The organism is Pseudomonas baetica (genome assembly GCF_002813455.1).
Taxonomy (GTDB): domain Bacteria; phylum Pseudomonadota; class Gammaproteobacteria; order Pseudomonadales; family Pseudomonadaceae; genus Aquipseudomonas; species Aquipseudomonas baetica.
In genome coordinates, this window is the sequence record NZ_PHHE01000001.1 from 3,573,927 (window position 1) to 3,597,895 (window position 23,969).

General features: G+C 58.5%; 17 protein-coding genes and 1 pseudogene. 17 read left to right on the forward strand and 1 reads right to left on the reverse strand.

What is annotated here, in order from left to right; genetic code table 11:
• Positions 1-14: 14 nt before the first annotated feature.
• The 14 genes from tssF to ATI02_RS16295 all read left to right on the forward strand — a co-directional run bounded on the left by tssF (position 15) and on the right by ATI02_RS16295 (position 18,959).
• A complete protein-coding gene (gene tssF / locus ATI02_RS16230; RefSeq protein ID WP_100846792.1) occupies positions 15-1,802 on the forward strand; it encodes a type VI secretion system baseplate subunit TssF in 1,788 nt (595 codons plus the stop codon).
• A complete protein-coding gene (gene tssG / locus ATI02_RS16235) occupies positions 1,766-2,773 on the forward strand; it encodes a type VI secretion system baseplate subunit TssG (RefSeq protein ID WP_095187884.1) in 1,008 nt (335 codons plus the stop codon). Before tssF ends, tssG begins: the two co-directional genes overlap by 37 nt.
• An 11-nt stretch (positions 2,774-2,784) precedes the next feature.
• A complete protein-coding gene (gene tssH, locus ATI02_RS16240) occupies positions 2,785-5,442 on the forward strand; it encodes a type VI secretion system ATPase TssH (RefSeq protein ID WP_100846793.1) in 2,658 nt (885 codons plus the stop codon).
• 10 nt (positions 5,443-5,452) lie between these two features.
• Complete coding sequence (locus tag ATI02_RS16245; RefSeq protein WP_100846794.1) at positions 5,453-6,973, forward strand: sigma-54 interaction domain-containing protein; 1,521 nt, start codon at positions 5,453-5,455, stop codon at positions 6,971-6,973.
• Between the two features lie 93 nt (positions 6,974-7,066).
• Positions 7,067-7,207, forward strand: a complete 141-nt coding sequence (locus ATI02_RS16250) for a hypothetical protein (RefSeq protein ID WP_003229566.1) — start codon at positions 7,067-7,069, stop codon at positions 7,205-7,207.
• Between the two features lie 18 nt (positions 7,208-7,225).
• On the forward strand, positions 7,226-8,422 hold the full coding sequence (gene tagH / locus ATI02_RS16255) for a type VI secretion system-associated FHA domain protein TagH (protein WP_100846795.1): 1,197 nt from the start codon (positions 7,226-7,228) through the stop codon (positions 8,420-8,422).
• A 5-nt stretch (positions 8,423-8,427) separates the two neighbouring features.
• Positions 8,428-8,928 carry a type VI secretion system lipoprotein TssJ gene (tssJ, locus tag ATI02_RS16260; RefSeq protein ID WP_095187888.1) on the forward strand — a complete coding sequence of 167 codons (501 nt, stop codon included), beginning with the start codon at positions 8,428-8,430 and terminating at the stop codon, positions 8,926-8,928.
• Between the two features lie 2 nt (positions 8,929-8,930).
• Positions 8,931-10,262, forward strand: coding sequence for a type VI secretion system baseplate subunit TssK (gene tssK, locus ATI02_RS16265; protein WP_100846796.1), 1,332 nt, complete (start codon positions 8,931-8,933; stop codon positions 10,260-10,262).
• 5 nt (positions 10,263-10,267) lie between these two features.
• The gene (icmH, locus tag ATI02_RS16270) at positions 10,268-11,143 is read left to right on the forward strand and encodes a type IVB secretion system protein IcmH/DotU (protein ID WP_003229559.1); all 876 of its coding nucleotides are present in this window, start codon (positions 10,268-10,270) and stop codon (positions 11,141-11,143) included.
• Between the two features lie 12 nt (positions 11,144-11,155).
• The gene (tssM, locus tag ATI02_RS16275; protein WP_100846797.1) at positions 11,156-14,695 is read left to right on the forward strand and encodes a type VI secretion system membrane subunit TssM; all 3,540 of its coding nucleotides are present in this window, start codon (positions 11,156-11,158) and stop codon (positions 14,693-14,695) included.
• Complete coding sequence (locus ATI02_RS16280; RefSeq protein ID WP_095187892.1) at positions 14,695-15,423, forward strand: PP2C family protein-serine/threonine phosphatase; 729 nt, start codon at positions 14,695-14,697, stop codon at positions 15,421-15,423. Before tssM ends, ATI02_RS16280 begins: the two co-directional genes overlap by 1 nt.
• Complete coding sequence (locus ATI02_RS16285) at positions 15,420-16,421, forward strand: serine/threonine-protein kinase (protein WP_100846798.1); 1,002 nt, start codon at positions 15,420-15,422, stop codon at positions 16,419-16,421. The genes ATI02_RS16280 and ATI02_RS16285 overlap by 4 nt, the downstream gene beginning before the upstream one ends.
• 28 nt (positions 16,422-16,449) lie before the next feature.
• The gene (locus ATI02_RS16290) at positions 16,450-18,486 is read left to right on the forward strand and encodes a type VI secretion system Vgr family protein (protein ID WP_100846799.1); all 2,037 of its coding nucleotides are present in this window, start codon (positions 16,450-16,452) and stop codon (positions 18,484-18,486) included.
• 38 nt (positions 18,487-18,524) lie between these two features.
• Positions 18,525-18,959 carry a hypothetical protein gene (locus ATI02_RS16295; RefSeq protein ID WP_146166134.1) on the forward strand — a complete coding sequence of 145 codons (435 nt, stop codon included), beginning with the start codon at positions 18,525-18,527 and terminating at the stop codon, positions 18,957-18,959.
• On the opposite strand, the pseudogene ATI02_RS16300 reads toward ATI02_RS16295, so the two are convergent.
• Positions 18,952-20,114, reverse strand: a pseudogene (locus ATI02_RS16300) (IS3 family transposase). The gene ATI02_RS16295 and the pseudogene ATI02_RS16300 overlap by 8 nt on opposite strands.
• A 63-nt stretch (positions 20,115-20,177) precedes the next feature.
• Between ATI02_RS16300 and ATI02_RS16305 the strand changes: the two are divergent.
• The 3 genes from ATI02_RS16305 (at position 20,178) to ATI02_RS16310 (ending at position 23,899) form a co-directional block, all read left to right on the forward strand.
• Entirely contained in the window at positions 20,178-20,768 is a 591-nt protein-coding gene (locus tag ATI02_RS16305) for an SEL1-like repeat protein (protein WP_100846801.1), read from the forward strand.
• Complete coding sequence (locus tag ATI02_RS32715; protein ID WP_238156315.1) at positions 20,765-21,511, forward strand: NlpC/P60 family protein; 747 nt, start codon at positions 20,765-20,767, stop codon at positions 21,509-21,511. The genes ATI02_RS16305 and ATI02_RS32715 overlap by 4 nt, the downstream gene beginning before the upstream one ends.
• A gap of 78 nt (positions 21,512-21,589) precedes the next feature.
• Positions 21,590-23,899: a glycoside hydrolase family 19 protein gene (locus ATI02_RS16310; protein ID WP_238156314.1), complete on the forward strand. Its 2,310-nt coding sequence runs from the start codon at positions 21,590-21,592 to the stop codon at positions 23,897-23,899.
• Positions 23,900-23,969 lie beyond the last annotated feature (70 nt).

Consider the following 23,969-nt stretch of genomic DNA (forward strand, 5'->3'; position numbering starts at 1 on the left):
CAGGCAGGTAACCCGTGTCGTTTAACCACTACTACCAAAGCGAACTCACCGCACTGCGCCAACTCGGTCGCCGTTTCGCCGAGCGTAGTCCGGCGTTGGCGCCGTATCTCGGGCAGGCCGGGCGGGATCCGGATGTGGAGCGGTTGCTGGAAGGCTTTGCGTTTCTGACCGGGCGTCTGCGCCAGAAGCTCGATGACGAGCTGCCCGAGCTCAGCCATTCCCTGATGCAATTGCTGTGGCCGAACTACATGCGGCCGTTGCCGGCGTTCAGCATTTTGCAGTTCGATCCGCTCAAGCGTTCGGGTCCGGCGCTGGTGGTTGAGCGCGATACACCGGTGGAAAGCAAGCCGATCGAAGACGTGCGCTGCCGCTTCCGCACCTGCTACCCGACCGAAGTCTTGCCGCTGGATCTGGCCGCACTGAACTACTCGGTGAAGGGCGACGGTTCGTTGCTCAGCCTGCGTCTGGAAATGAGCGCCGACGGCCATCTCGGTGAGCTGGAACTGAGCAAACTGCGCCTGCACTTTGCCGGTGAGCGTTACATCAGCCAGATGCTTTACCTGAGCCTGCTGCGCAACCTCGAAGGCATCGAACTGATCCCGCTCGACGGCGTCGGCAAGCCGATTGATGGCGTCAGCGGCAAACCGATGGCGTTCAAGATTCCCGGTGACCGGGTCAAACCGGTGGGCTTTGCCGAAGAAGAAGCGTTGATCCCGTATCCGCTGAACACCTTCCGTGGCTATCGCTACCTGCAGGAATACTTCGCCTTCCAGGACAAGTTCCTGTTCGTCGACGTCAACGGTCTGGACATTCTCAAGGCGTTGCCGGAAGACACCCTCAAGCAGATGCGCGGCCTGGAGTTACGCTTCGATATTCGCAAGAGCGGCATCATGCGCATGCGTCCGACCCTGGATAACGTGAAGCTGTTCTGCACGCCGATTGCCAACCTGTTCGCGCACGACGCGCTGCCGATCCGCCTCGACGGCAAGCAGGACGAATACCTGCTGCTGCCGGCGGAATACGATCTGGAAAACTGCGGCGTGTTCTCGGTGGAAACCGTCACTGGCTGGAAGCCCGGCGGCCTCGGTTACCAGGAATACGTGCCGTTCGAATCCTTTGAGCACGACCCGAGTTTCGACGTGCCCAACAGTCGTCCGCATTACAGCATCCGCCAGCGTTCGTCGCTGCTGCACGACGGCCTCGACACTTACCTGAGCTTCGGCATTCGCCACACCGAAGCCCATGAAACCCTGTCGATCGAGCTGATGTGCACCAACCAGAACCTGCCGCGCAAGCTCAAGCTCGGCGAGATCTGCATGGCTTGTGAAGAGACCCCGGAGTTCCTCAGTTTCCGCAACATCACCCCGGCCACGTCGAGTTTTGCGCCGCCGCTGAACCGTGACTTCCTCTGGAAGCTGATCAGCAACATGTCGCTTAACTATCTGTCGCTGGCGGACGTCAATGCGTTGAAGGTGATTCTGGAAACCTACGACCTGCCGCGTTACTACGACCAGCACGCGGAGAAGGTCAGCAAACGCCTGCTCGGTGGCCTCAAGCACATCAAACACCACCACGTCGATCGGCTGCACCGTGGCCTGCCGGTGCGCGGTTTGCGCACCGAACTGACCATCGATCCGGAAGGGTACATCGGCGAAGGCGACCTGTTCGTTTTCGCCTCCGTTCTTAACGAGTTTTTCGCGCTTTACGCCAGTCTCAATTCATTCCACGAGCTGCGGGTAAAAAGCACACAGGGAGAGGTGTACCAATGGACACCACGTATGGGTCTGCAACCCCTGCTTTAAGCGGGTTGACCCGGGTAATACGCGAATACTCGCTGTTTCAGGCAGTGCTGCTGGTAATCGACCGGCTGCGCGATGCACACCCGCACCTGAGCGAAGACGATTTGTATGATCAGGTCGAGTTTCAGGCCAACCCGAGCCTCGGATTCCCGCGCAGCGATGTTGATCGCGTGGAGTTTTTTGAAGAGCACGGGCAGATGCGCGCGCGCATGCGATTCAACCTGATCGGTCTGGTTGGCTCCGGTTCGCCACTGCCGGCGTTCTACGGCGAACAGGCACTGGGCGACAGCGAAGACGGCAACCCGACGCGCAACTTCCTTGACCTGTTTCACCATCGCCTGCAGCGTTTGATGCTGCCGATCTGGCGCAAGTACCGCTACCGCGCGAGTTTCCAGAGCGGTGCGATCGACCCGTTCTCCTCGCAGCTGTTCGCCCTGATTGGCTTGGGCGGCGAAGAGATCCGCAAGGCCAAGGAACTCAACTGGAAACGCTTGCTGCCGTACCTCGGCCTGCTCAGCTTGCGGGCGCACTCGGCGGCGCTGATCGAAGCCGTGCTGCGTTACTACTTCAAGCACGAAGACCTGGTCATCGAGCAGTGCATCGAGCGCCGCGTGGAAATTCTCGAAGAGCAGCGCAATCGTTTGGGGCGCGCCAACAGCATGCTCGGCGAAGACCTGGTGCTTGGCGAACACGTGCGCGACCGCAGCGGCAAATTCCGCATTCACATCACCCAACTCGACTGGCAGCGATTCCATGAATTCCTGCCGATCGGCTTCGGTTACCAGCCGCTCTGCGCGCTGGTGCGGTTCACCCTGCGTGACCCGCTCGATTACGACATTCGCCTGGTTCTGCGCCAGGAAGAAATCCGCGAACTGCGCATCGGTGAGCAGAACGCCTGTCGCCTCGGTTGGACCAGTTGGCTGGGCCGCGAGAAAGCGGACGGCGTGGTGACCCTGGGCAGCAAAATTCATTAAGGACGTGAGCCATGATCAACGTAGACCTGCAACAACTCATTCAGGCGCTGGACGCCGAAACCCGTCGTGATCTGGAGCGTTCGGCCGAGCGTTGCGTCGCCCGTGGCGGCAGCAAGATCCTCGTCGAAGACTTGATGCTCGGCCTGCTGGAGCGTCCGAACGGCTTGCTCGCACGCGCGTTGCAAGATGCTGACGTCGATGCCGGTGAACTCAGCGCCGCCCTGCAATCGCGAGTCGAACACAGTGCTTCGCGCAACCCGGTGTTTGCCCCGGAACTGGTGCAATGGCTGCAAGACGCGCTGTTGGTAGCCAACCTCGAACTGGGTCAGACCCAGGTCGAAGACGCCGCGCTGATTCTCGCCCTGCTGCGCAATCCGATGCGTTATGCCGGCAGCCGTTATCAACCGCTGCTCGCCAAGCTGAACATTGATCGCCTGAAAGAATTTGCCCTGTCGCAACAGGAGCAACCGGCGGCCAACGGCAAACCGGCCGCCCAGGGCGAGTCACTGTTGCAGCGTTTCACCCACAACCTGACCCAACAGGCCCGCGACGGCAAACTCGACCCGGTGCTGTGCCGTGACGGCGCGATCCGTCAGATGGTCGACATCCTCGCCCGTCGCCGCAAAAACAACCCGATCGTCGTCGGTGAGGCCGGTGTCGGTAAAACCGCCATCGTCGAAGGCCTGGCCTCGCGCATCGCTGCCGGTGAAGTGCCGCAGGTACTCAAAGGCGTTGAGCTGCTGTCGCTGGACATGGGCCTGTTGCAGGCTGGCGCCAGCGTCAAAGGTGAGTTCGAGCGTCGCCTCAAAGGCGTGATCGATGAGGTCAAAGCTTCGCCGAAGCCAATCATCCTGTTCATCGACGAAGCTCACACGTTGATCGGCGCGGGCGGCAATGCCGGCGGTTCCGACGCGGCCAACCTGCTGAAACCGGCATTGGCTCGTGGTGAGTTGCGCACCATCGCCGCGACCACTTGGGCCGAGTACAAGAAATACTTCGAGAAAGACCCGGCGCTGGCCCGTCGCTTCCAGCCGGTGCAACTGCACGAACCGACCGTCAGCGAAGCGGTGACCATCCTGCGTGGTCTGGCTCAGGTCTACGAGAAGAGCCACGGCATCTACCTGCGTGATGACGCCGTGGTGTCTGCCGCCGAGCTGTCTGCGCGTTATCTGGCCGGTCGACAACTGCCGGACAAGGCTGTCGATGTGCTCGACACCGCGTGCGCCCGCGTGCGCATCAGCCTCGCCGCTGCCCCGGAAAGCCTTGAGCGCCTGCGTGGCGAACTGGCCGAAGGTGGCCGCCAGCGTCAGGCCCTGCGCCGCGATGCCGAAGCCGGTCTGCTGATCGACCACGAAGCGCTGCAAGCACTGGAAGCGCGTCTGGACGAAGCTGAAAACGAAATGGTCGCTCTGGAAAGCCTGTGGACTGAGCAGAAGCAACTGGCCGAGCGCCTGCTGGACCTGCGTCAGCAACTGGCCAAGGCCCGCGAAGCCGCCGCCGTCGAGCCGACCGTCAACGTTGAAGAAGACGCCGAAGGCACCGTGATTGAAACCATCGCCGCCGAGGTCGAGGAAGGCCAAAGCGTCGAAGCGCTGGAGGCGCAACTCAACGAAACCCATAGCGCCCTGACCGCCGCGCAAGTCAAAGAGCGTCTGGTCAGCTTTGAAGTCTGCCCGCGTCTGGTCGCTGAAGTGATCAGCGCCTGGACTGGCGTGCCGCTGGCGCAATTGGCCCGTGAACATAACGCCAAGGTCGCCAGCTTCGCCACCGACCTGCGCACGCGCATCCGTGGTCAGGAACAAGCCGTACACGCACTGGATCGCTCGATGCGCGCCACCGCCGCCGGCCTGAACAAGCCGGATGCACCGGTCGGCGTGTTCCTGCTGGTCGGCCCGAGCGGCGTCGGTAAAACCGAAACCGCACTGGCCCTGGCTGACTTGCTGTACGGCGGTGATCGTTTCATCACCACCATCAACATGTCCGAATTCCAGGAGAAACACACCGTTTCTCGTCTGATCGGCGCGCCACCGGGCTACGTCGGTTACGGCGAGGGCGGCATGCTCACCGAAGCGGTGCGCCAGAAGCCGTACTCGGTAGTCCTGCTCGATGAAGTCGAGAAGGCCGACCCGGACGTGCTCAACCTGTTCTACCAAATCTTCGACAAAGGCGTGGCCAACGACGGCGAAGGTCGCGAGATCGACTTCCGCAATACGTTGATCCTGATGACTTCGAACCTGGGCAGCGACAAGATCAGCGACCTCTGTGAAGACGGCGCACGTCCGACTGCCGAAGTCCTCGAAGAAACCATTCGCCCGGTACTCAGCAAACACTTCAAACCAGCACTGCTGGCGCGGATGAAAGTGGTGCCGTACTACCCGGTCGGTGGTCCGGTGTTGCGCGAGCTGATCGAGATCAAACTCGGTCGTCTCGGCGAGCGCCTCAACCGTCGTCAGCTGGATTTCAGCTGGTGCCAGAACCTCGTCGATCACCTGTCCGAGCGCTGCACGCAAAGCGACAGCGGCGCGCGTCTTATCGACCATTTGCTCGATCAGCACGTGCTGCCGCTGGTGGCGGATCGTCTGCTCGACGCGATGGCCACCGGTGAAAGCCTCAAGCGTGTGCATGCCACGCTCGACGGCGAAGCCAGCGTGACGTGCGAGTTCGCCTGAGGTGGGTGTGATGTTCACTCAGGTCCCGCAGCCGCTGGTCTATGCCGAAGCGTTGCTGGCGCAGTTCGCCAGTCTGTCGCGCGCGGCGGACGGTGCTGCGTTGCTGGGTGAATTCGTGCGTGGGCTGGCTGAGTTGAGCGGCTGCGAACTGACGCAGCTGTATCTGCTCGACGCCACCCACACCTGCCTGGGGATGAACGCCGAGTACCTCGACGGTGCGCTGCAGCCGCAGCAAACCGCGAGCCTGCCGGCGGACTACAACGGTGAGCAGCTGTTGCAATTCGCCCTGTGCCAGAACCGCGTGGTGTGTCTCGACGACCTCAGCGCCAACCTGCACGAAACCAGTTTTCTGCCCGCCGCGACGGCGCCGTGGCAGTCGCTGTTGTGCGTGCCGCTGGTCAATCAGCACAAGGCAGTCGAGGGCTTGCTGCTGTGTGCCAGTCGTCATCGCGCCGACCTGCAGGGCTTTGCCGATTCGCTCGGTCAGCTCGGCTCGTTCGTGCTCGGTCAATTGCATTTGCTGCAGCGCCTGCGCCAGCCGCTGGATGTTCAGGCACCGATGGTGCGTAGCGTGCCGAGCATCAGCGGTTACGGGCTGATCGGTAAAAGCGTGGCGATGCGTCAGACCTATTCGCTGATCAGCAAAGTCCTGCACAGCCCTTACACCGTGCTGTTGCGTGGTGAAACCGGCACCGGCAAGGAAGTCGTCGCGCGGGCGATTCACGATTGCGGCCCACGTCGTTCCAAGGCGTTCATCGTGCAGAACTGTGCGGCGTTCCCGGAAAACCTGCTGGAAAGCGAGCTGTTCGGCTATCGCAAAGGTGCCTTCACCGGTGCTGACCGTGACCGCGCCGGGCTGTTCGATGCGGCTAATGGCGGCACGCTGTTGCTCGACGAAGTCGGTGACATGCCGCTGTCGTTGCAGGCGAAAATCCTGCGGGTGTTGCAGGAAGGCGAGATCCGCCCATTGGGTTCCAATGACACGCACAAGATCGATGTGCGCATCATCGCCGCGACGCACCGCGATCTGGCAGTGCTGGTGAGTGAAGGCAAATTCCGCGAGGACTTGTACTACCGCCTCGCGCAATTCCCGATCGAATTGCCGGCCCTGCGTCAGCGCGAAGGCGACATTCTCGATCTGGCCCGGCACTTCGCCGAGAAAACCTGCAACTTCTTGCAGCGTGATCCGGTGCGCTGGTCGGATGCGGCGCTCGAGCATTTGTCCGGTTACACCTTCCCCGGCAACGTTCGCGAACTCAAGGCGCTGGTTGAACGCGCGGTGCTGTTGTGCGAGGGCGGCGAGTTGCTCGCCGAGCATTTTTCCCTGCGCATGGAGCCGATGCCTGAAGACAGCAGCGGTTTGAATCTGCGCGAACGTCTGGAACAGGTCGAACGCACTTTGCTGCTCGATTGCCTGCGCAAAAACGACGGCAACCAGACCCTCGCCGCCCGCGAACTGGGCCTGCCCCGGCGCACGCTGCTGTACCGCCTCGGGCGGTTGAACATCAATCTGGGAGATTTCGATGGGTAGGCCAAAATCATCGATTTGCCCGCAAAAAAACAATTTCAGCGCCGCCCGCAAGGGTCGGCGCTTTGTGCTTTGTCTACCCCTGGAGACCCTCTGATGTCTGTTCGTCACTGGCACGCTGTCCTGCTGACCCTCGTCGTTCTATGCGGCCTTGGCGGCTGTAGCGGCAATTACAAATTCAACGACAACGACTATCGCCCGTTGGGTGATCCGCAAGCGGTCAATCGCGGCAAGTGACCGCAAGGAGCATCAAACATGGAATTGGTTTTCGAAATGCTGAACACCAAGCAGTTCGTGCCCACCGAGTTGTGCCAGAAGACCTTCAAACAGGCCGGCGGCGTCATCGGGCGGGGCGAGGACTGCGACTGGATCATCCCTGACCGCAAGCGTCATCTGTCCAATCACCACGCGATTGTCAGCTACCGCGAAGGCACGTTTTTCCTGACCGACACCAGCAGCAACGGTGTGCAGGACGGCGAAAGCGGCGCACGTCTGCACAAAGGCGAACCGGTGCGCATCGAACACGGCAGCACTTACGTGCTCGGCGACTTCGAGATTCGCGCGCGACTGGTGCGTGACCCGGCGACCTTCGATGGTGAAGTCGGCCGTCCGCGCGCCGCTGGCAGCATCATCCCTGACGACGCGTTTCTCGATCTCGACCCGCTCAACGCCCTCGAACAGCAAGAGCGCGTCTACTCGGAAATCGACGAACTGCTGGCGCCGAACACCAAACCTGAAGACTCCCGTCAGCGTGCCGACTACGCGCGCATCGACATGGAAAGCCTGATGGTGCCGGAACTGATCGCCGCGCCCGTCGAACCTGAGCCTGCTCCGGCGCCTAAAGCCGTCGAGCGTCAGAGCGAAGGTTTCTGGGAGCACTTCGGTGCTGCGCTGGGTGTTGATGTCAAAGGCCTCAGCCATGACGAACGTGAAGCGCTGGCGCTGAACGCCGCGCGTCTGTTGCGGCAGAGCGTCGGCGGTTTGCAGCAGAGCCTGCGCACCCGTTCGGAGCTTAAAAACGAACTGCGTCTGGCCCAGACCACCGTGCAAGGCACCAACAAGAACCCGCTGAAATTCGCCGTTGATCCGAGCGAAGCACTGCAGATTCTGTTGCAGCCGAGCAAGCCCGGGCATCTGCCGGCCGAACAAGCCATCTCCCGTGCATTCCGCGATTTGCAGGCGCATCAGGTGGCCTTGCTGACCGCCAGCCGCGCCGCCGTACGCGGCACGCTGGAGCACTTCTCGCCGGAGCAATTGACCCTGCGTTTCGAACGCGACAACAAGCCGCTGATCGCCACATCCGGCGGGCGCTGGAGAGCGTTCGGCCGTTACCACCAGGCGCTGCGTCAGGACGATGACTGGAGCGAGCGTTTGCTGGCCCGCGACTTCGCCCAGGCCTACGAAGAACAGATTCGCCTGATCTCCACCCTCCACACCGACCACCAAGGATGATGCGCATGTCTCGCCGCTCGACCGCTTTTTTCAAGACGCTGACTGCGCTCACCATGCTGGTGCTGCTCGCCGGTTGCTCGTCGCTGTCGCCGTACTCGAAAGTGACCAAGATCAACCTGAAACTGACCGGCAGCGATCAGCTCAACCCGGACCTCAATGGCCGCCCGTCGCCGATCGTGGTGCGCCTGTTCGAACTCAAGCACCCGGTGACCTTCGAGAACGCTGATTTCTTCAGCCTTTACGAGCGCGCCAAGGAATCCCTCAACCCGGATCTGGTGGCCAGCGAAGAACTCGAACTGCGCCCGGGGGAAACCGTGGAGATGAAGCTCAAGGTGGAAGAGGGCAGCCTTTATGTTGGCATTCTTGCCGCTTACCGCGACTTGCCGGAAACCCAATGGCGCCACACGGTTCAGATCACTCCGCTGGAAGTCACCGAAGTCGATCTGACGCTGGATCAGACCGGCATCCGTAACACCAATCAAGTGCTCGCCAAGGCGGATGACTGAACATGAATACCCATAAAGTCATTTGGCAGGAAGGCATGCTGCTGCGTCCGCAGCACTTCCAGCACAACGATCGCTATTACGATCACCAGATGAAAACCCGTACCCAATTGCTGGGTGGCTACACCTGGGGTTTCCTCAATCTGGAGATCGACTTGCAGTTCCTCAACATGGGCAAACTGGTGATCAGCGAAGCCTCGGGGATTCTGCCGGACGGCAGCCTGTTCGAGCTCGGTGGCAACACCGAACCGCTGGCGCTGGACGTGCCGCCGAATACCGGCAACACGCCGATCTATCTGGCGCTGCCGCTGGTGACTGGCAACCACATCGAGGCACGCCGTCCGGAGCAATCCGACGTGCTCGCGCGTTACACCGCGTATGACGCCGAAGTGGCCGACTCCAACGCTGGCGACGATTCCGCCAGTCAGGTCAGCTGTGGTCGCCCGGATTTCAAACTGTTGCTCGGCGAGCAGCAGAGCGATCAGGCCTACGTGAAGCTGAAGATCTGCGACGTGCTCGACACCACGCCCGACGGCGTGATCAGCCTCGACCCGGACTTCGTGCCGACCTACATTCAGGCCCACGCCTCCAGCTACTTGCTGTCGTGCCTGAAAGAAGTCATCAGCATGCTCAGCCACCGTGGCGACACCATTGCCGAGCGGATTCGCTCCAATGGCAAGGTCGGTGGTGCGGAAGTCGGTGACTTCATGATGCTGCAACTGATCAACCGCACCGAACTGCTGCTGCGCCACTATCTGGGCCTGGAGCAGGTACACCCGGAAGAGTTGTACCGCACGTGGCTGACCATGCTTGGCGATCTGGCGACCTTCTCCGGCGAGAGCAAACGCCCGCGTCTGGACAGCCGCTACTCCCACGCCGACCAAGGCGCGAGCTTTCGCAAACTGATGGAAGCGATTCGTCAGGTGCTGTCGATGGTGCTCGAACAGCACGCCATCGAACTGATCCTGCAAGCGCGTCAGTACGGCATCATCGTGTCGCCGTTGCACGACCACAAACTGCTCGGCTCGGCCTCGTTCGTGCTGGCGGCCAGTGCCAACTGCGACTCCGAAGAACTGCGCCACCGCTTGCCGGCGCACCTCAAGGTCGGCCCGGTGGAGCGCATCCGCCAACTGGTCAACCTGCACTTGCCGGGGATCAAGGTCAAACCGTTGCCGGTGGCCCCGCGGCAGATCGCGTTCCACTCCAACAAAACCTACTTCATCCTCGAACTCAGTTCCGAAGACCTGGCGCAACTCGAGCGCTCCGGCGGCTTCGCGTTCCACGTGTCCGGCGAATTCGCCGAGCTTGAACTGAAATTCTGGGCCATCAGGAACTGACCGACATGATCAAGGAAACGGATTACAACCAGGACGACAAAACCGTCCTGCTCGATCGTCAGGGCCACGGACCGGCAGCCAGTCCGCTGACCGACTTCGCCGCGCCGCCGCGCTTCGAACAACTGGAAGAACGGATGATCTACGCCGCGCGCCTGCGCCCGGCGGAAGCGTTCAACATCAGCCTCAATTCGCTGGTCGCTGCTTCGTCCGAGCTGCTTTCGGAAGTAGTGCGCCTCAAGCACAGCGAAACCCGCGAAGACCTCTACGCGCTCAACGAGCGCCTGACCGCCGGGCTCAAACTGTTTGAAGTGCGCGCCCTGCACAACGGCGCCGAAAGCAGTCAGGTAATGGCCGCGCGTTACGTGCTCTGCACCGTGGTCGACGAAGCCGTCGTGACCACGCCGTGGGGCAACGAAAGCGAGTGGTCGCAGATGAGCCTGCTCAGCAGCTTCCACAACGAAACCTTCGGCGGCGAGAAGTTCTTCCAGCTGCTCGACCGGTTGTCGAAGAACCCGGTCAAGCACTTGCCGATGCTGGAGCTGATGTACCTGTGCCTGTCCCTCGGTTTCGAGGGCAAGTACCGCGTACAGGCGCGCGGCATGCTCGAACTCGAAGGCATCCGTGATGCCCTGTATCGCCAGATCCGTCAGTTGCGTGGCGACGTACCGCGCGAGTTGTCGCCGCACTGGGAAGGCCTGAACGATCAGCGTCGCAACCTGGTGCGCATCGTGCCGGCGTGGATGGTGGTCCTGTTCACGTTAGTCTGCCTGGTGGTGATGTATTCGGGCTTCGCCTGGGTCTTGGGCGAGCAGCGCGACACCGTTCTGCAACCTTATCAGCCGCTTGATCCGGCCGCGGTTCAACCGCAGTCGCAGCCGTAACAGGGACGTGTGATGAAGAATTTTTTCAAGAAAGTCGGCGCCTTCCTGCGCCAGACCTGGGTCTGGACCCTGCTGCTGGTGCTGTTCGTGGCGCTGCTGGTATGGTTCGTCGGCCCGTTGTTGGCAGTGGATGACTACAAGTTCTGGGAGAGCGCGACCTCGCGTCTGTTGACCATCAGCGTCTTGTTCCTGATCTGGGGCCTGACCATGGTCTTCGTCAGCTGGCGCGCCGGTGTGCGCAAGAAAGCTGTCGAAGAAACCGAAGACGGTCAGGATAAAATCCGCCGCGAAGAGCTGATCGACGACGAGCAGAAAGAGTTGAAGGCGCGCTTCAAGGACGCGCTGAAAACCCTGAAAACCTCAAGCCTGTATCGCGGCCGTAGCGAGCGCTGGCGCAGTGACTTGCCGTGGTATCTGTTGATCGGCCCACAGGCCTCGGGCAAGACCAGCCTGCTGGACTTTTCCGGTCTGGAATTCCCGATCAACAAGATCGACCGCAAACTGACCCGCGACACCCTCGGCACCCGTCATTGCGACTGGTACTTCGCCGACCACGGTGTGCTGATCGATACCGCCGGCCGTTACACCACCCAACCGGACGCAGAAGTCGACGGCAGTGCCTGGCGTACCTTGCTGGAGCTGCTGCGCAAGCGTCGTCGCGGCCGTCCGCTGAACGGCGTGCTGGTGACCATTCCGGTGGAAACCCTCACCGGTGGCAGCGAGCAGGACATCGATACCCTGGCGCGCCAGGTTCGTGGTCGTCTGCAAGACGTTTATCAGAAGCTGCACGTCGATGTGCCGGTCTATCTGGTGCTGAGCAAGGCTGACAAACTGCTGGGCTTTGACGAGTTCTTCGATCAACTGACCCGCGAAGAAAGCGATCAGGTGCTGGGTACCAGTTTCCGCAAGGATCAACAGGGCACCGACGTGGCTGTGCTGCGCAACGAGTTCGAAGAACTGCTGCGTCGCCTCAACAGCCAGGTGATCATGCGCATGCACTCCGAGCGCGATACCCAGCGCCGTGGCCGCATCCTCGACTTCCCGCATCAGTTGGGGCAGATCGGCGAGCGCCTGTGCCTGTTCGTCGACATGGCGTTCACCGGCAACCGCTATCAGCGCGCGACGCAACTGCGTGGTTTCTACCTGACCAGCGCACCGCACCTTACCCAAGAGATGGATTCGACCACCGCCGGCATCGGCGCCAGCCTCGGCATGAACGCCGGTGTGCTGCCAACGTTGCGCAGCGGACGTTCGCGTTTCATCCATCATCTGTTCAGCCAGGTGATTTTCCCCGAGTCCGATCTCGCCGGTCTGGACAAGCGCGAGCGCAGCCGCATTCATTGGGGCCAACGTGCGCTGTACGTTGGCGCACTGGCGGCGCTGGCACTGTTCGGCATGCTCTGGGCGGGCGGTTTCTCGGCCAATTACGAGCGGCTGGAAAACCTGCGCACACTGGCGCAGAACTGGACTCAGCAGCGTTCGTCACTGACCCCGCGCGATGACGCCATGGGGGTGCTGAAAACCCTCGACACCAGCTACGCGGCGACGCAGGCGTTCCCGAAAAAGGGCGATGTCTCGTACCACGAACGCGGTGGTCTGTATCAGGGCGAAGACGTCAACCCAGTGGTCAAAGAGGCTTACGAGCGCGAGCTTGAGAAGCAACTGCTGCCGCGGGTTGCGACGATGCTGGAAGGGCAGATCCGCGCCAACATGAAGGACCGCGAAAAGCTGATCAACAGCCTGCGTGCGTACCTGATGTTGAACATGAAGGATCGTCGTGATGCCGCATGGCTCAAGGACTGGATCGCCACTGACTGGTCGCAGCGTTACACCGGCAACACCGCGGTGCAGAACGGTCTGAACAGCCACCTCGAGCGCCTGCTGAAGCAGCCGTTCATCTATCCGCTCAACGATCAGTTGGTGACTCAGGCACGTCAGGTTCTGCGCGCCGAATCGCTGGCGACCGTGGTCTACCGCATGCTCCGCGAGCAGGCGCGCAACCTGCCGGAATATCGCTTCAGCCAACACCTCGGCCCGCAGGGCTCGCTGTTTATCGGCACCGAATACGTGATCCCGGGTTTCTACACCCAACAGGGTTATCAGCAGTACTTCTCGGTGCAGGGTTCGGCGCTGGTCACCGACATCCTGCGTGACAACTGGGTGCTGGGCGAAGGCGTGGGCATCAGCGACATGGACTTGCGCCGCCTGATGGTCGAGCTGGAGCAACTGTACTTCCGTGACTACGCCAACTACTGGAGCGAAGCCGTTGGCCAGGTGGCCTTGCCGCCGATCAGCGACGCCGGTGAAGGCGCCGAGCAACTGGCGGGCCTGACCTCGGCCAACTCGCCGGTGTTGGCATTGCTGACTGAAGTACGTGAAAACACGCGCTTCCCGGCAGCCGCTGATCCGGTGGACGAAGCCGGTGACGCTGCCGATGCGTTGGCTGGGCAGAAAGGCAAACTGGGCAAAGTCGGCAAACTGGCCTCGGCCGCGGCGGACAAGGCTTCGGCCCTGAGCGTCGCGAAAAACCTGCCGGACACCGCCAAGAAGTCCCTGCAACGTCGCTTCGAGCCGCTGCATCGTTTGCTCGATGACAACAACGGCCCGGCCGCTGACCTGACCCCGGCCCTCAGCGCGCTCAACGACCTGCAACTGCAACTGTCCGGTCTGGCCCGTTCCAGTACGCCGGAACAAGCCGCGTTCGAACTGGCGAAAACCCGCATGAGCGGCCAGCGTGATGCGTTGACCAACCTGCGTGCCGCCTCGGGTCGTCTGCCGCGTCCGCTGAGCGTGTGGTTCAACGTGCTGGCCGAAGACTCCTGGCGCCTGGTGCTCAACGATGCCTACCAATACCTGAACGGCCGTTATCAGAACGAGCTGTACAGCGTGTATGGCAAAACCATCAGCAAGCGTTATCCGTTCAGCGCCAGCAGCACCAGCGACGTGGCGATCAGCGACTTCCGCGAGTTCTTCCGCGCTCAGGGCACCGTCGACCGCTTCTTCGACAGCTACCTGCGTCCGTTCGTCAGCGGTGATCCGGGCAACTACCGGATGCGCAGCGTCGACGGTCACAGCCTGCCGGTGTCCAAGGTCTACCTCGATCAGATGGCCGCCGCGCTGACGATTCGTCAGAGCTTCTTCTCGATCAACCCGGCCGAGCCGACCGTGCAGTTCAAGCTTGAGCCGTACACCCTCGACCCGGCGGTCAGCCGTTCCGAGTTCAAGTTCGGCGACAAGACCATGGAATACCGTCACGGCCCGATCCTGCCAATGTCGTTCAAATGGCCGACCGATGCTGAAGACGGCCGCACCAGTCTGGTTATGGACAAAATGGCCGGGCGCCCGATCGGCATCGAGAAGAACTCCGGCCCATGGTCGCTGTTCCGTCTGTTCGACCTGATGCAGACCGAGTACCTGACCGGTCGCGACGTGCTGGTGTTGAAAGCCGATGTGGGTGGCCTGCGCGCCAACTACCTGCTGACCAGCCAACGCACGCCGAACCCGTTCGACATGGGCGTACTGCGCACCTTCCGTATGCCGGTGCAGCTCTGATGCTGGTGGCCAGTGCCTGGCGCAGCGCGGCGCGTACCGACCCGGGCAAGGTGCGGGCGCGCAACGAAGATGCCTTCCTCGACTCGCCACAGCAGGGGCTGTGGGTGGTCGCGGACGGCATGGGCGGTCATCAGGGTGGCGACATCGCCAGCCAGTTGATCGTCGCCAGCCTGGCTGAACTGCCGCAACACGAGGCCTTCGACGAACGCCTCAAAGCCATCCGCCAGTGCCTGCACTGGCTGAACCGGCGCTTGGGGCAGGAGTTGACGGTCACCGCCGGACGTCACGACAGCATCATGGGCAGCACCGTCGTAGCGCTGCTGGTGGAAGGCAATCGCGCGGCCTGCATCTGGGCCGGCGACAGCCGTTGTTATATGTGGCGCGGGCAGCGGCTGTATCAGCTGTCCAAAGACCATTCGCTGCAACAGCAACTGATCGACGAACAGCAAATGAGCGTCGAACAGGCGGCAGCGCATCCGGCGGCTCAGGCATTGACCCGAGCTGTTGGCGCGGCCGAAACACTGACCCTGGATGTACTGGAACTCGAGGTCTATCCGGGCGATGCGTTTTTGCTCTGCAGCGATGGTTTGTACCAAGGCCTGAGCAGCGATGCCCTCGGCACCGCCCTCAGCCTGAGCGCGCCACACGTGGCGCTGGAACGTTTGTTCGACGGCGCCCTGCGGGGCTCCGCTCGCGACAACCTGACTGCCGTGGTGATCCGCCAATGAGCAAAATCGAATCGCCCATCGATGACTTGCTGATGAGCGAAGAACAGGCCAGCAACTTGACCTACTTCGCCTTCGCCAAGGCTAACAACGCTGAACCTTTGCTGGCGCCAACCAAGGCCAGCATCGGTGCACTGCCGGACGTACTTGCTGGCCGTTACCACCTCGAGCGTCTGCTCGGGGCGGGTGGCATGGGCGCCGTTTACCGGGCCAGGGATCTGCTGCACGAACAGTTCGGCGATCCCGACCCTTACATTGCGCTGAAAATCCTCAGCGAAGAATTTGCCGAATCGCCGGACGCCAGTGCCTTGCTCTACAGCGAGTTCGCCCTGACCCGACGCCTGCGCCACGACAACGTTGTGCGCGCGCACACCTTTGAAGTCGACACCGATTGCCAGCGGGCCTTCATCACCATGGAATACATGCGTGGCCTGACCCTGGACAAATTGCTCTGCGAGCGGCCCCTCGGCCTGCCGTGGAAAGAACTGCGCGACATCGTCCTGCCGCTGCTCGACACGTTGGCCTATGCCCACCGTCGCGGCGTGCTGCACGGTGACATGAAACCGAGCAACGTCATGCTCAGCGAAGACGGCCTGCGCCTCTTCGACTTCGGCTTGGGCCAGGCAGAAGAGGGCACCTTGCCCGGTCTGCCGCACCTCAGCCGCGAGCGTTTCAACGCCTGGACCCCGGGCTACGCCGCCCCCGAACTGCTTGAGGGCCAACCGTTGTCGGCCAGCGCAGACGTGTACGGCGTGGCCTGCGTGATCTATGAACTGGCGGGCGGTAAACACCCGTTCCGCCGCTTGCCCTCGACCCAGGCCCGCGACGAGCATCTGGAGCGCGAGCTGCAAGCCCCGCAAAACCTACCGAAACACTGTTGGCCAGCGCTGCAAACGGCGCTGAGCTTTGATCCGGCAGCACGCACCATCACTGCCGACCAATTGCGTGACGCCTTGGGCGCCACTTCGTCCTGGCTACAACGTCTGCGACTTCGGGCGTAACGGATGACATTCGAACAGGGAGCACACGATGTTCAACTCAGCTAACGAAACCCACTTCAGCCTCAAGGTCGAAGACTACGTGGGCGACCTGCAAGTGCTGTCGTTTGTCGGCACCGAAGGCATCAGCCAGCCGTATCGTTTCGACCTCGAACTGGTCAGCGAAAACCCCGATCTGGACCTCGAACAACTGCTGCACAAGCAGGCGTTTCTCGCATTCGATCCACAAGGCTCGGGCATCCACGGCCAGATCTATCGCGTCGCCCAAGGCGATGCCGGCAAGCGTCTGACTCGCTACAAAGTGTCGATGGTGCCGCAACTGCAATACCTGTATCACCGCACCAACCAACGTATTTATCAGCAGATGTCGGCGCCGAAAATCATCGCCCTGATCCTCGAAGAACACGGCATCAAAGGCAACGCCTACAGCTTCCAGCTCAGCCAGCCGTGCCCGGATCGCGACTACTGCGTGCAGTACGACGAAACCGACCTGCATTTCGTCCAGCGCCTGTGCGAAGAGGAAGGCATTCACTACCACTTCCAGCACAGCGAAAAAGGCCACCTGCTGGTGTTCGGCGACGATCAGACCGTGTTCCCCGACCTCGGCCAGCCGACCGCGTACGTGCAAGGCAGCGGCATGGTCGCCGAAGAACCGGTGATCAAAGGCTTCAAACTGCGCTTGGAAACCCGCACCAGCCGCACCACGCGCCGCGACTACGACTTCGAAAAACCGCGCCTGCAAATGGAAGCCGCGTACAAACCCGAAGGCGAGAGCACCGAGCCGGATCTGGAAGACTACGACTACCCGGGCCGCTTCATCGACCGCGCGCGCGGCAAGTTCCTCAGCCAACGTGCCCTCGAGCGTCACCGCGCCGACTACCGCCAGGCCGAAGGTCGCGGCGACCAGACCAAACTGGTCAGCGGCCATTTCATGGAACTGTCCGACCACCCGCGCAGCGAGTGGAACGACCTGTGGCTGCTCACCGAAATCTTCCACGAAGGCAAACAGCCGCAAGTCCTCGAAGAAGGCGTGACCAGCGACACCACCGACAACAAGGACGATTTCCACCAGGGCTACCGCAACACCTTCCTCGCCACCCCGTGGGACGTGTTCTACCGCCCGGCCCTCGAACACCCGAAACCACGCGTCCTCGGCAGCCAGACCGCCATGGTCACCGGCCCCAAAGGCGAAGAAATCCACTGCGACCAATACGGCCGCATCAAAGTGCAATTCCACTGGGACCGCGAAGGCCTCGCCGACGACAAAACCAGCTGCTGGCTGCGCGTCTCCAGCTCCTGGGCCGGCGACCGCTACGGCGCCATCAGCATCCCGCGCATCGGCATGGAAGTCCTCGTCACCTTCCTCGAAGGCGACCCCGACCAGCCCCTCGTCACCGGCTGCCTGTACCACAAGGAAAACCCTGTGCCGTACGCCTTACCGGCGAACAAGACTCGCAGCGTGTTCAAAACCCTCAGCTCACCGGGGGGCGGCGGTTACAACGAACTGCGTATTGAAGACAAGAAAGGTGCCGAGCAGATCTACATCCATGCCCAGCGGGATTGGGATGAGAACGTTGAGCATGACCAGAAGATTCGGGTCGGTAATGAGCGTCATGACACGGTGGTTAAGAACACCTACACCGAGCTGAAGGCTGAGGAACACCGCACCACGATTGCCGACCGCAAGGTTGAAGCGAAGCTGGATGATCATTTGACGGTTGGGCAGAACCAGCATGTGAAGCTGGGGACTGCGCAGCTCACCAGCGTGGGGAAAGAGATTCACCTTAAGGCAGGGGACAAGATTGTTATTGAGGCGGGGACGGAGCTGACCATTCTTGGGGGTGGGAGCTTTATCAAGCTTGATGCTGGCGGCGTGACCGTGGTTGGGCCTGTGATCAAGATCAATGCGGGTGGCTCGGCTGGCTCCGGCACTGGGATCGGGATTAAACCGCCGGTGCTGCCAGGGGCGGCGGATAAGGATAAGGCGGGGAGTTTGATGGATCAGGCGTTGGGGAATACTCCACCTGAGAAGGTTAAGCCGAAGGCTTTTTTTGTGTTTTCTGAGTGATGAGTGTCGTGATGACAACAAACAGGTACGTAAGGCAGATGAAGTGGTTTTCGATTGTTTTGTTGTGCTGGGGGATGACTTCGGGGGCCTTTGCTTCTTCGTCCAGCACCGCCCAATGCCCAAGCGGCAATTTTGGTGATTTCGTCAAAGCCTTTTCATCTGAGCCAGAGATACAGAAAGCCTTTATTGCGTCTCCTGTGAAATATGTTCACGTAACAGCTGATGGGAAAATACCGAAGGTTGTCGAGCGGAGCTTAGGCATGATTGCCGCCGATGAGTTGAAGGTATTGCTTCCGGAAAATGCCGCCGAATCTGATCTCACTATTGAAATCAAAGAGCCTAACAGAGTAGTCGTCCGTGATGAGGCGGGCCATTTTTTGAAGATTTTCGTCTTCAAACACAGTGATTGCTGGGCTCTGAATCGATTGGAGGACTGGGCAATCGATGCGGTCATGGATGTAGTGGTCAACTAATCCCGGACACGACGTTAAGTTTTTTCTCGGCCTGAGCTGGGGCCAGTCCGTTGTTGAATTGGTGCGGTCTAATCCAGTTGTACCGATGCATCAGGTAATGACTGATGTCGCGGTGCGCTTCTTGAGCTGTCATGTAGCCCACGGTCGGTATCCATTCAGTTTTCAAGCTGCGAAACACACGCTCCATCGGCGCGTTATCCCAGCAGTTTCCACGACGGCTCATGCTTTGGCGCATGCGGTAACGCCAGAGCCGTTGGCGAAACTGGCGACTGCCATATTGCGAGCCCTGATCCGAGTGAAACAGAAGCCCTTGAGGCCTGCCACGCTGTTCGTAAGCCATGTCCAACGCCTTGATGACCAGATCCGCATCCGGCTTGTTCGACAGCGCCCAGCCCACCACTCGGCGCGCGTAAAGATCCATAACGACAGCCAGGTAATGCCATTTCCCTTGAGCCCAGATGTAGGTGATGTCGCCACACCAGACCTGATTCGGCGCCGGCACATCAAACTCTCGATTCAATATGTTCGGAATGTCAGGCCGCTCAACCGTCGCTTGTTTGTAGGCATGTGATCCAGGTTGTTTACTGACCAACTCCAGTTCCCGCATCAGGCCTCGCACCTTGAACCGCCCAATTTGCTCGCCGTCTTCCTGCATCATCGACACGATGCTGCGGCTACCGGCGGCGCTTCGACTTTGCGTAAACAGTTCGTTAACCAGGCTGCGCAACCGAAGCCGCTCAACGTCTGGAGTTCGGCGCCTGAGACGATGGGCGTAGTAACACGAACGAGTGACGTCAAAGACTGCGCAAAGCCAATCAACCGGCTCTTGGGGGCTCAGTTGATCAATCAGCGCGTGCGCTCGTGCTCTTCCGACATCAAGAGCGCGGTAGCCTTTTTTAAAATGGATTTCTCCCGCTCAAGTCGAGCGATTCGAGCTTCCAATTCCTGGATTTTCTGTTGCTCTGGCGTCAGCGCTTTACTCTGCGGAGTAACGCCAGTGCGCTCCTGCTGAAGCTGATTAACTCAGCGGCGCAACGCGGACTCAACCACACCAAGCGAGCGGCTGGCTTCGATATGGCTATAGCCTTGATCGAGCACGAGGCCTGCGGCCTCGCGTTTGAATTCAGCGGAAAAAGAACGACGTTGTTTGGTCATCAGACACCTCTATCTGGCGAGCATTCTCGCCTAAATGGGTGTCCGGTTTCATTAGACCACTACATGGAAGAGATCACTCAGTCTGAGAAACTAGCTCCCGGTGAGTTAGAACTCAAAAAAGGCGTCATATTTGACAGGCTCGTTAATAAGGCTTCTCCCGAATCTGGCATCTATTTGTATGCCGCAGTATTGGATAGCTATTTAGATGGTGCACGGAAAGGTTCGGCCCAGGCTGCCGTTGCTGCTGCCGGGATCAGTCTTTCCGGGCAAGCGCCGCGCTTGGAGAATGCCAAGATCCTGGATCTTTTTATTCAGGCATCAACAAGCATTCCAGATGCAGGTTTGGCGCTCTCAAGGTTCTATTGCGATGAGGGTGAATACGACTATGAACGTCCGTGTACCAACCCTGAAAAATCAATAGCTACGCTGGAAAGTGCTGCGCAGCGTGGCTCAACCAAAGCACTTCTTCGACTGGGTGAAGTGTACGAAACGGGCAACGTCGTCCCATCGGATCGACCGCGAGCAATGGCGTGTTATCAAGAAGCTCAAAAAAAAGACCCTGAGTCCAGCAAGCCCTCTGTTGAACGCTTGGCGACCGAAGGCGTCGTCACGAATCATTCAATTCAATGTATTAAAGCAGGAAGCTTCCGATGAGTACTGGGCTACTTGAGCATCTGAATCCATATCGCAGCGGCTACGAGTACGGTCCGCATAAGGGCGAAACGGATGTAAATAACAACGGCAAGAAGGAAATCGACTGTTCAGGTCTTGTTTACCGAATCATGAAAGACGCCGGATATACAATTCCTTACCGCACAACATCGATGCTTAATACTGATCGGGAGCATTTCGATGAGATTCCGGTCGCGAGCGCCCAGCCGGGTGATATTGCACTTTGGATTAATTTTCACGGGCACACGGGGGTTATTGAAAGTCTCAGTACTGCGTTGACGCCAGGGAAATTTTTTGGTTCCCAATCTGCAGGTCCGAAAACAGCCCTTTATGGCCCGGACAGCGGGTATTGGCCAATGCCAGAGAAGGTGCTGCGGCCGAAACCTCAATTTAGGGGGGCGCAACCAGCACCAGAACCTGCGCCGGCTCCCGCGCCTGCAGCCGCTCCAACGGCTCCCGCGCCTTTAATGAATTTTCAATATCCGTTTCGAAAGGCTGATGGCACACAGTTCAAAGATTCGGAGGAAGTTTTTAAAGCCTTGGAAAGCGAAAGTTCCGGAAATTTCTTATTAGGAAATCACGGCTTTTGGCATGGTGGTATTCATATCTCACATAAAACTGCTCCGCAGTGTATGCGAGATGAGCCTATTCGCTGTATTGGCGACGGTGTCGTCGTTGCATACCGTCTGAATGAGGATTACCTAGCCACTGCATTTGAAGCTTAAAATACTACAGAAGCACTAAAGTACTCGAATTCGTTTTGCCTTGTAAGGCATGACTATAAATCACCTCCAAATAAGGAGGTGACTCCCAATGCTAGCAATGAGCTTGTATTTTATAGTCTGTATATGCATTTGTTACCTTATCAGCGATACGCGGATGATCCCGAGCAGTCTGGCACTCCAAAAATAAAAATGGTGGCCAGCGGGTTTAAGGCGCGTAGCGATATTAACGGTGCAGTCGGCTGTGTCGAATATGGTTCGATCTCCGCTGGGACTGAAATTGAAATACTGGAAGAACACCCTGATCATATTCATGCAAAAGGAAAACTTATTAAGGGTAGTGTAGGAGGGCGTACACCAGGGCAAGATTTTTGGTTCGCCTACAAACAAAACGGTATTGCTTACCCACGAGGTGATGGAAGTGCGAGTTGGAGCGCCATAACTGCGCCAGAGAGGAAGAAGCCAGATTATTGGAAGGGTAAAGTCAGAGCTGTAGTTACCGGGACAGGACTTACTCTGCGGGCAGCGCCCTCGCCGCAAAGTCACGGCACTTTAGCCGGGGCTGCAATTAGACAAATAAATAGTCTGGGACAAAATGAAGACTTAGTGCTTTGTACAAATAGCGTAATAGAATTTGATAGCGGTAAAGTTTTTAGCCTGAAGATTGGCTCTAAGCTTTACAAAATGGCGGAATGTTCCTTTGTTCCGAGCACTTCCGGTGCTACAACCGGTTTGAAAAGCCATTCTACTCCTGTCCCAGCAACTTTTTGGGCCTGTGTTGAAAAGCCTTATGTTCAATTGCAGGGGTTGGTTCCTACGGAGTTTGATAAGGTTGTGCCGATGGACACGGCAATTAAGGCAGGTGACACAATCGGTTTTATTGGTTTAAATGAAACATTGGCAGGTCCTGATGGAGGGGTTTCCAGAAACTATCAAGTTCATGTGGAAATTTTTTCATCAGATCCGAGAATTGAGGATTTTCTGAAAAATAAGGCATCTGTGAAGCAAGGCAAGCAATACTTGAACTTGCCACCGAATACGACTTTAAAAAGTAAGCCTCCTCTAACCGGAATTGTGACAATTTCGAATGAAAATTTTGTGGAGCTTGGGAAAACTGTTCTCTATAAGGACACTGAAGAATGGTACGAAGTAACCGTAATTGATAATTCAGAAAACAAATCGGGTTTGCTCAAAAAAGAAGGGGCGGAGCTTCTTGGTCAGCACGACTGGGAAAAACTAGGCTTTCGCATCGTTAAGGAATCAAATTCAAATTCTGATGGTTTTCTGGATCCTGATGATATGCCGGAGTTCTTCCAGATCTTATATAAGGACTTGGATAGATTTGGTAATAAAGATCAAAAAGTTACTCCCGAAGATTTTCCGGTTGCACTTAAGAATAGGGAGTTCAGGGATCATTGGTCAAAGCTCATTGCATATCACCCTACGGAGTGGAAATCTAAGTCGGACTCTGCCAAATGGGCGCGGTTGGATACGTTGCTAGAAAATTACCCATCTGTTCTAAAACACGAAAAAGAACGAATAGATAGTTTAATATTTTGGGATGATCCAGCTATACAATCTAAAGGGGTAGGCGATGGAGTTGTATGGCATTTTCATCCAATCGCGCTCATTGGGAATATGATGCCATCGTCCGGCAGTAATGTCTGCAAAAAGTGTGGCAGTAATATAGCGTTAACAAATGCATTGATGCGGAGTATTTGCCCATCCTCCGTAACGGATACTTTTGTAAGTGAGTTTGTCATGGTGGCGAACGAGCTTTTCCCTAAGTATGGAGTAAATACCTGTGCTCAGGTATTTCATATAATGGGGCAGGGTAAGCACGAGACTTTTCAATTTTCTGCGTTTAGGGAAAGTTTAAATTACACTCGTCGTAGCTACACAGCCGAGAAACTATATAGAATGGCGCCGACCGCTATTAATGATGGTTTTGCAAGGCTGGGGATGTCACTAACCAGAGAAGAGAAGCTTGAGTATATAGATCAGCATCTGATTGCAAACGATCCAGCGTATGGTAAACATAGCTTTGGTAGCAATCAGTACCCTCATAACGACTATAGGGGGCGAGGCCTTCTTCATTTGACCCACTATGCTAACTATCGTGAATGTGCTGTAGCGATAGGTGTGAATATCGATGCTAATCCGAACCTGGTACAGGACAATATGAGGGTTGCATTAGAGTCTGGTCTATGGTTTTGGAAGGCGAAAGGTATTGGTTCACTTGCGGATGCAAGTTCACCTGATGTAGATGCGAAGATTAAATCTGTGACTAGGATTATCAACTCTGGGCTGAAAGAACTTGATCAGCGAGAGAAGTTTACTAAAGAAGTTGCTGAGAAATTCAAGGTTGTGTTCGGGGGCTGTTCGTTATGAAGCGCTTATGTAAATTTTCATTGTTAGTTTCATTTTGCCTGTCTTCGGTGGCTTCGCTAGCTTGCGAGGT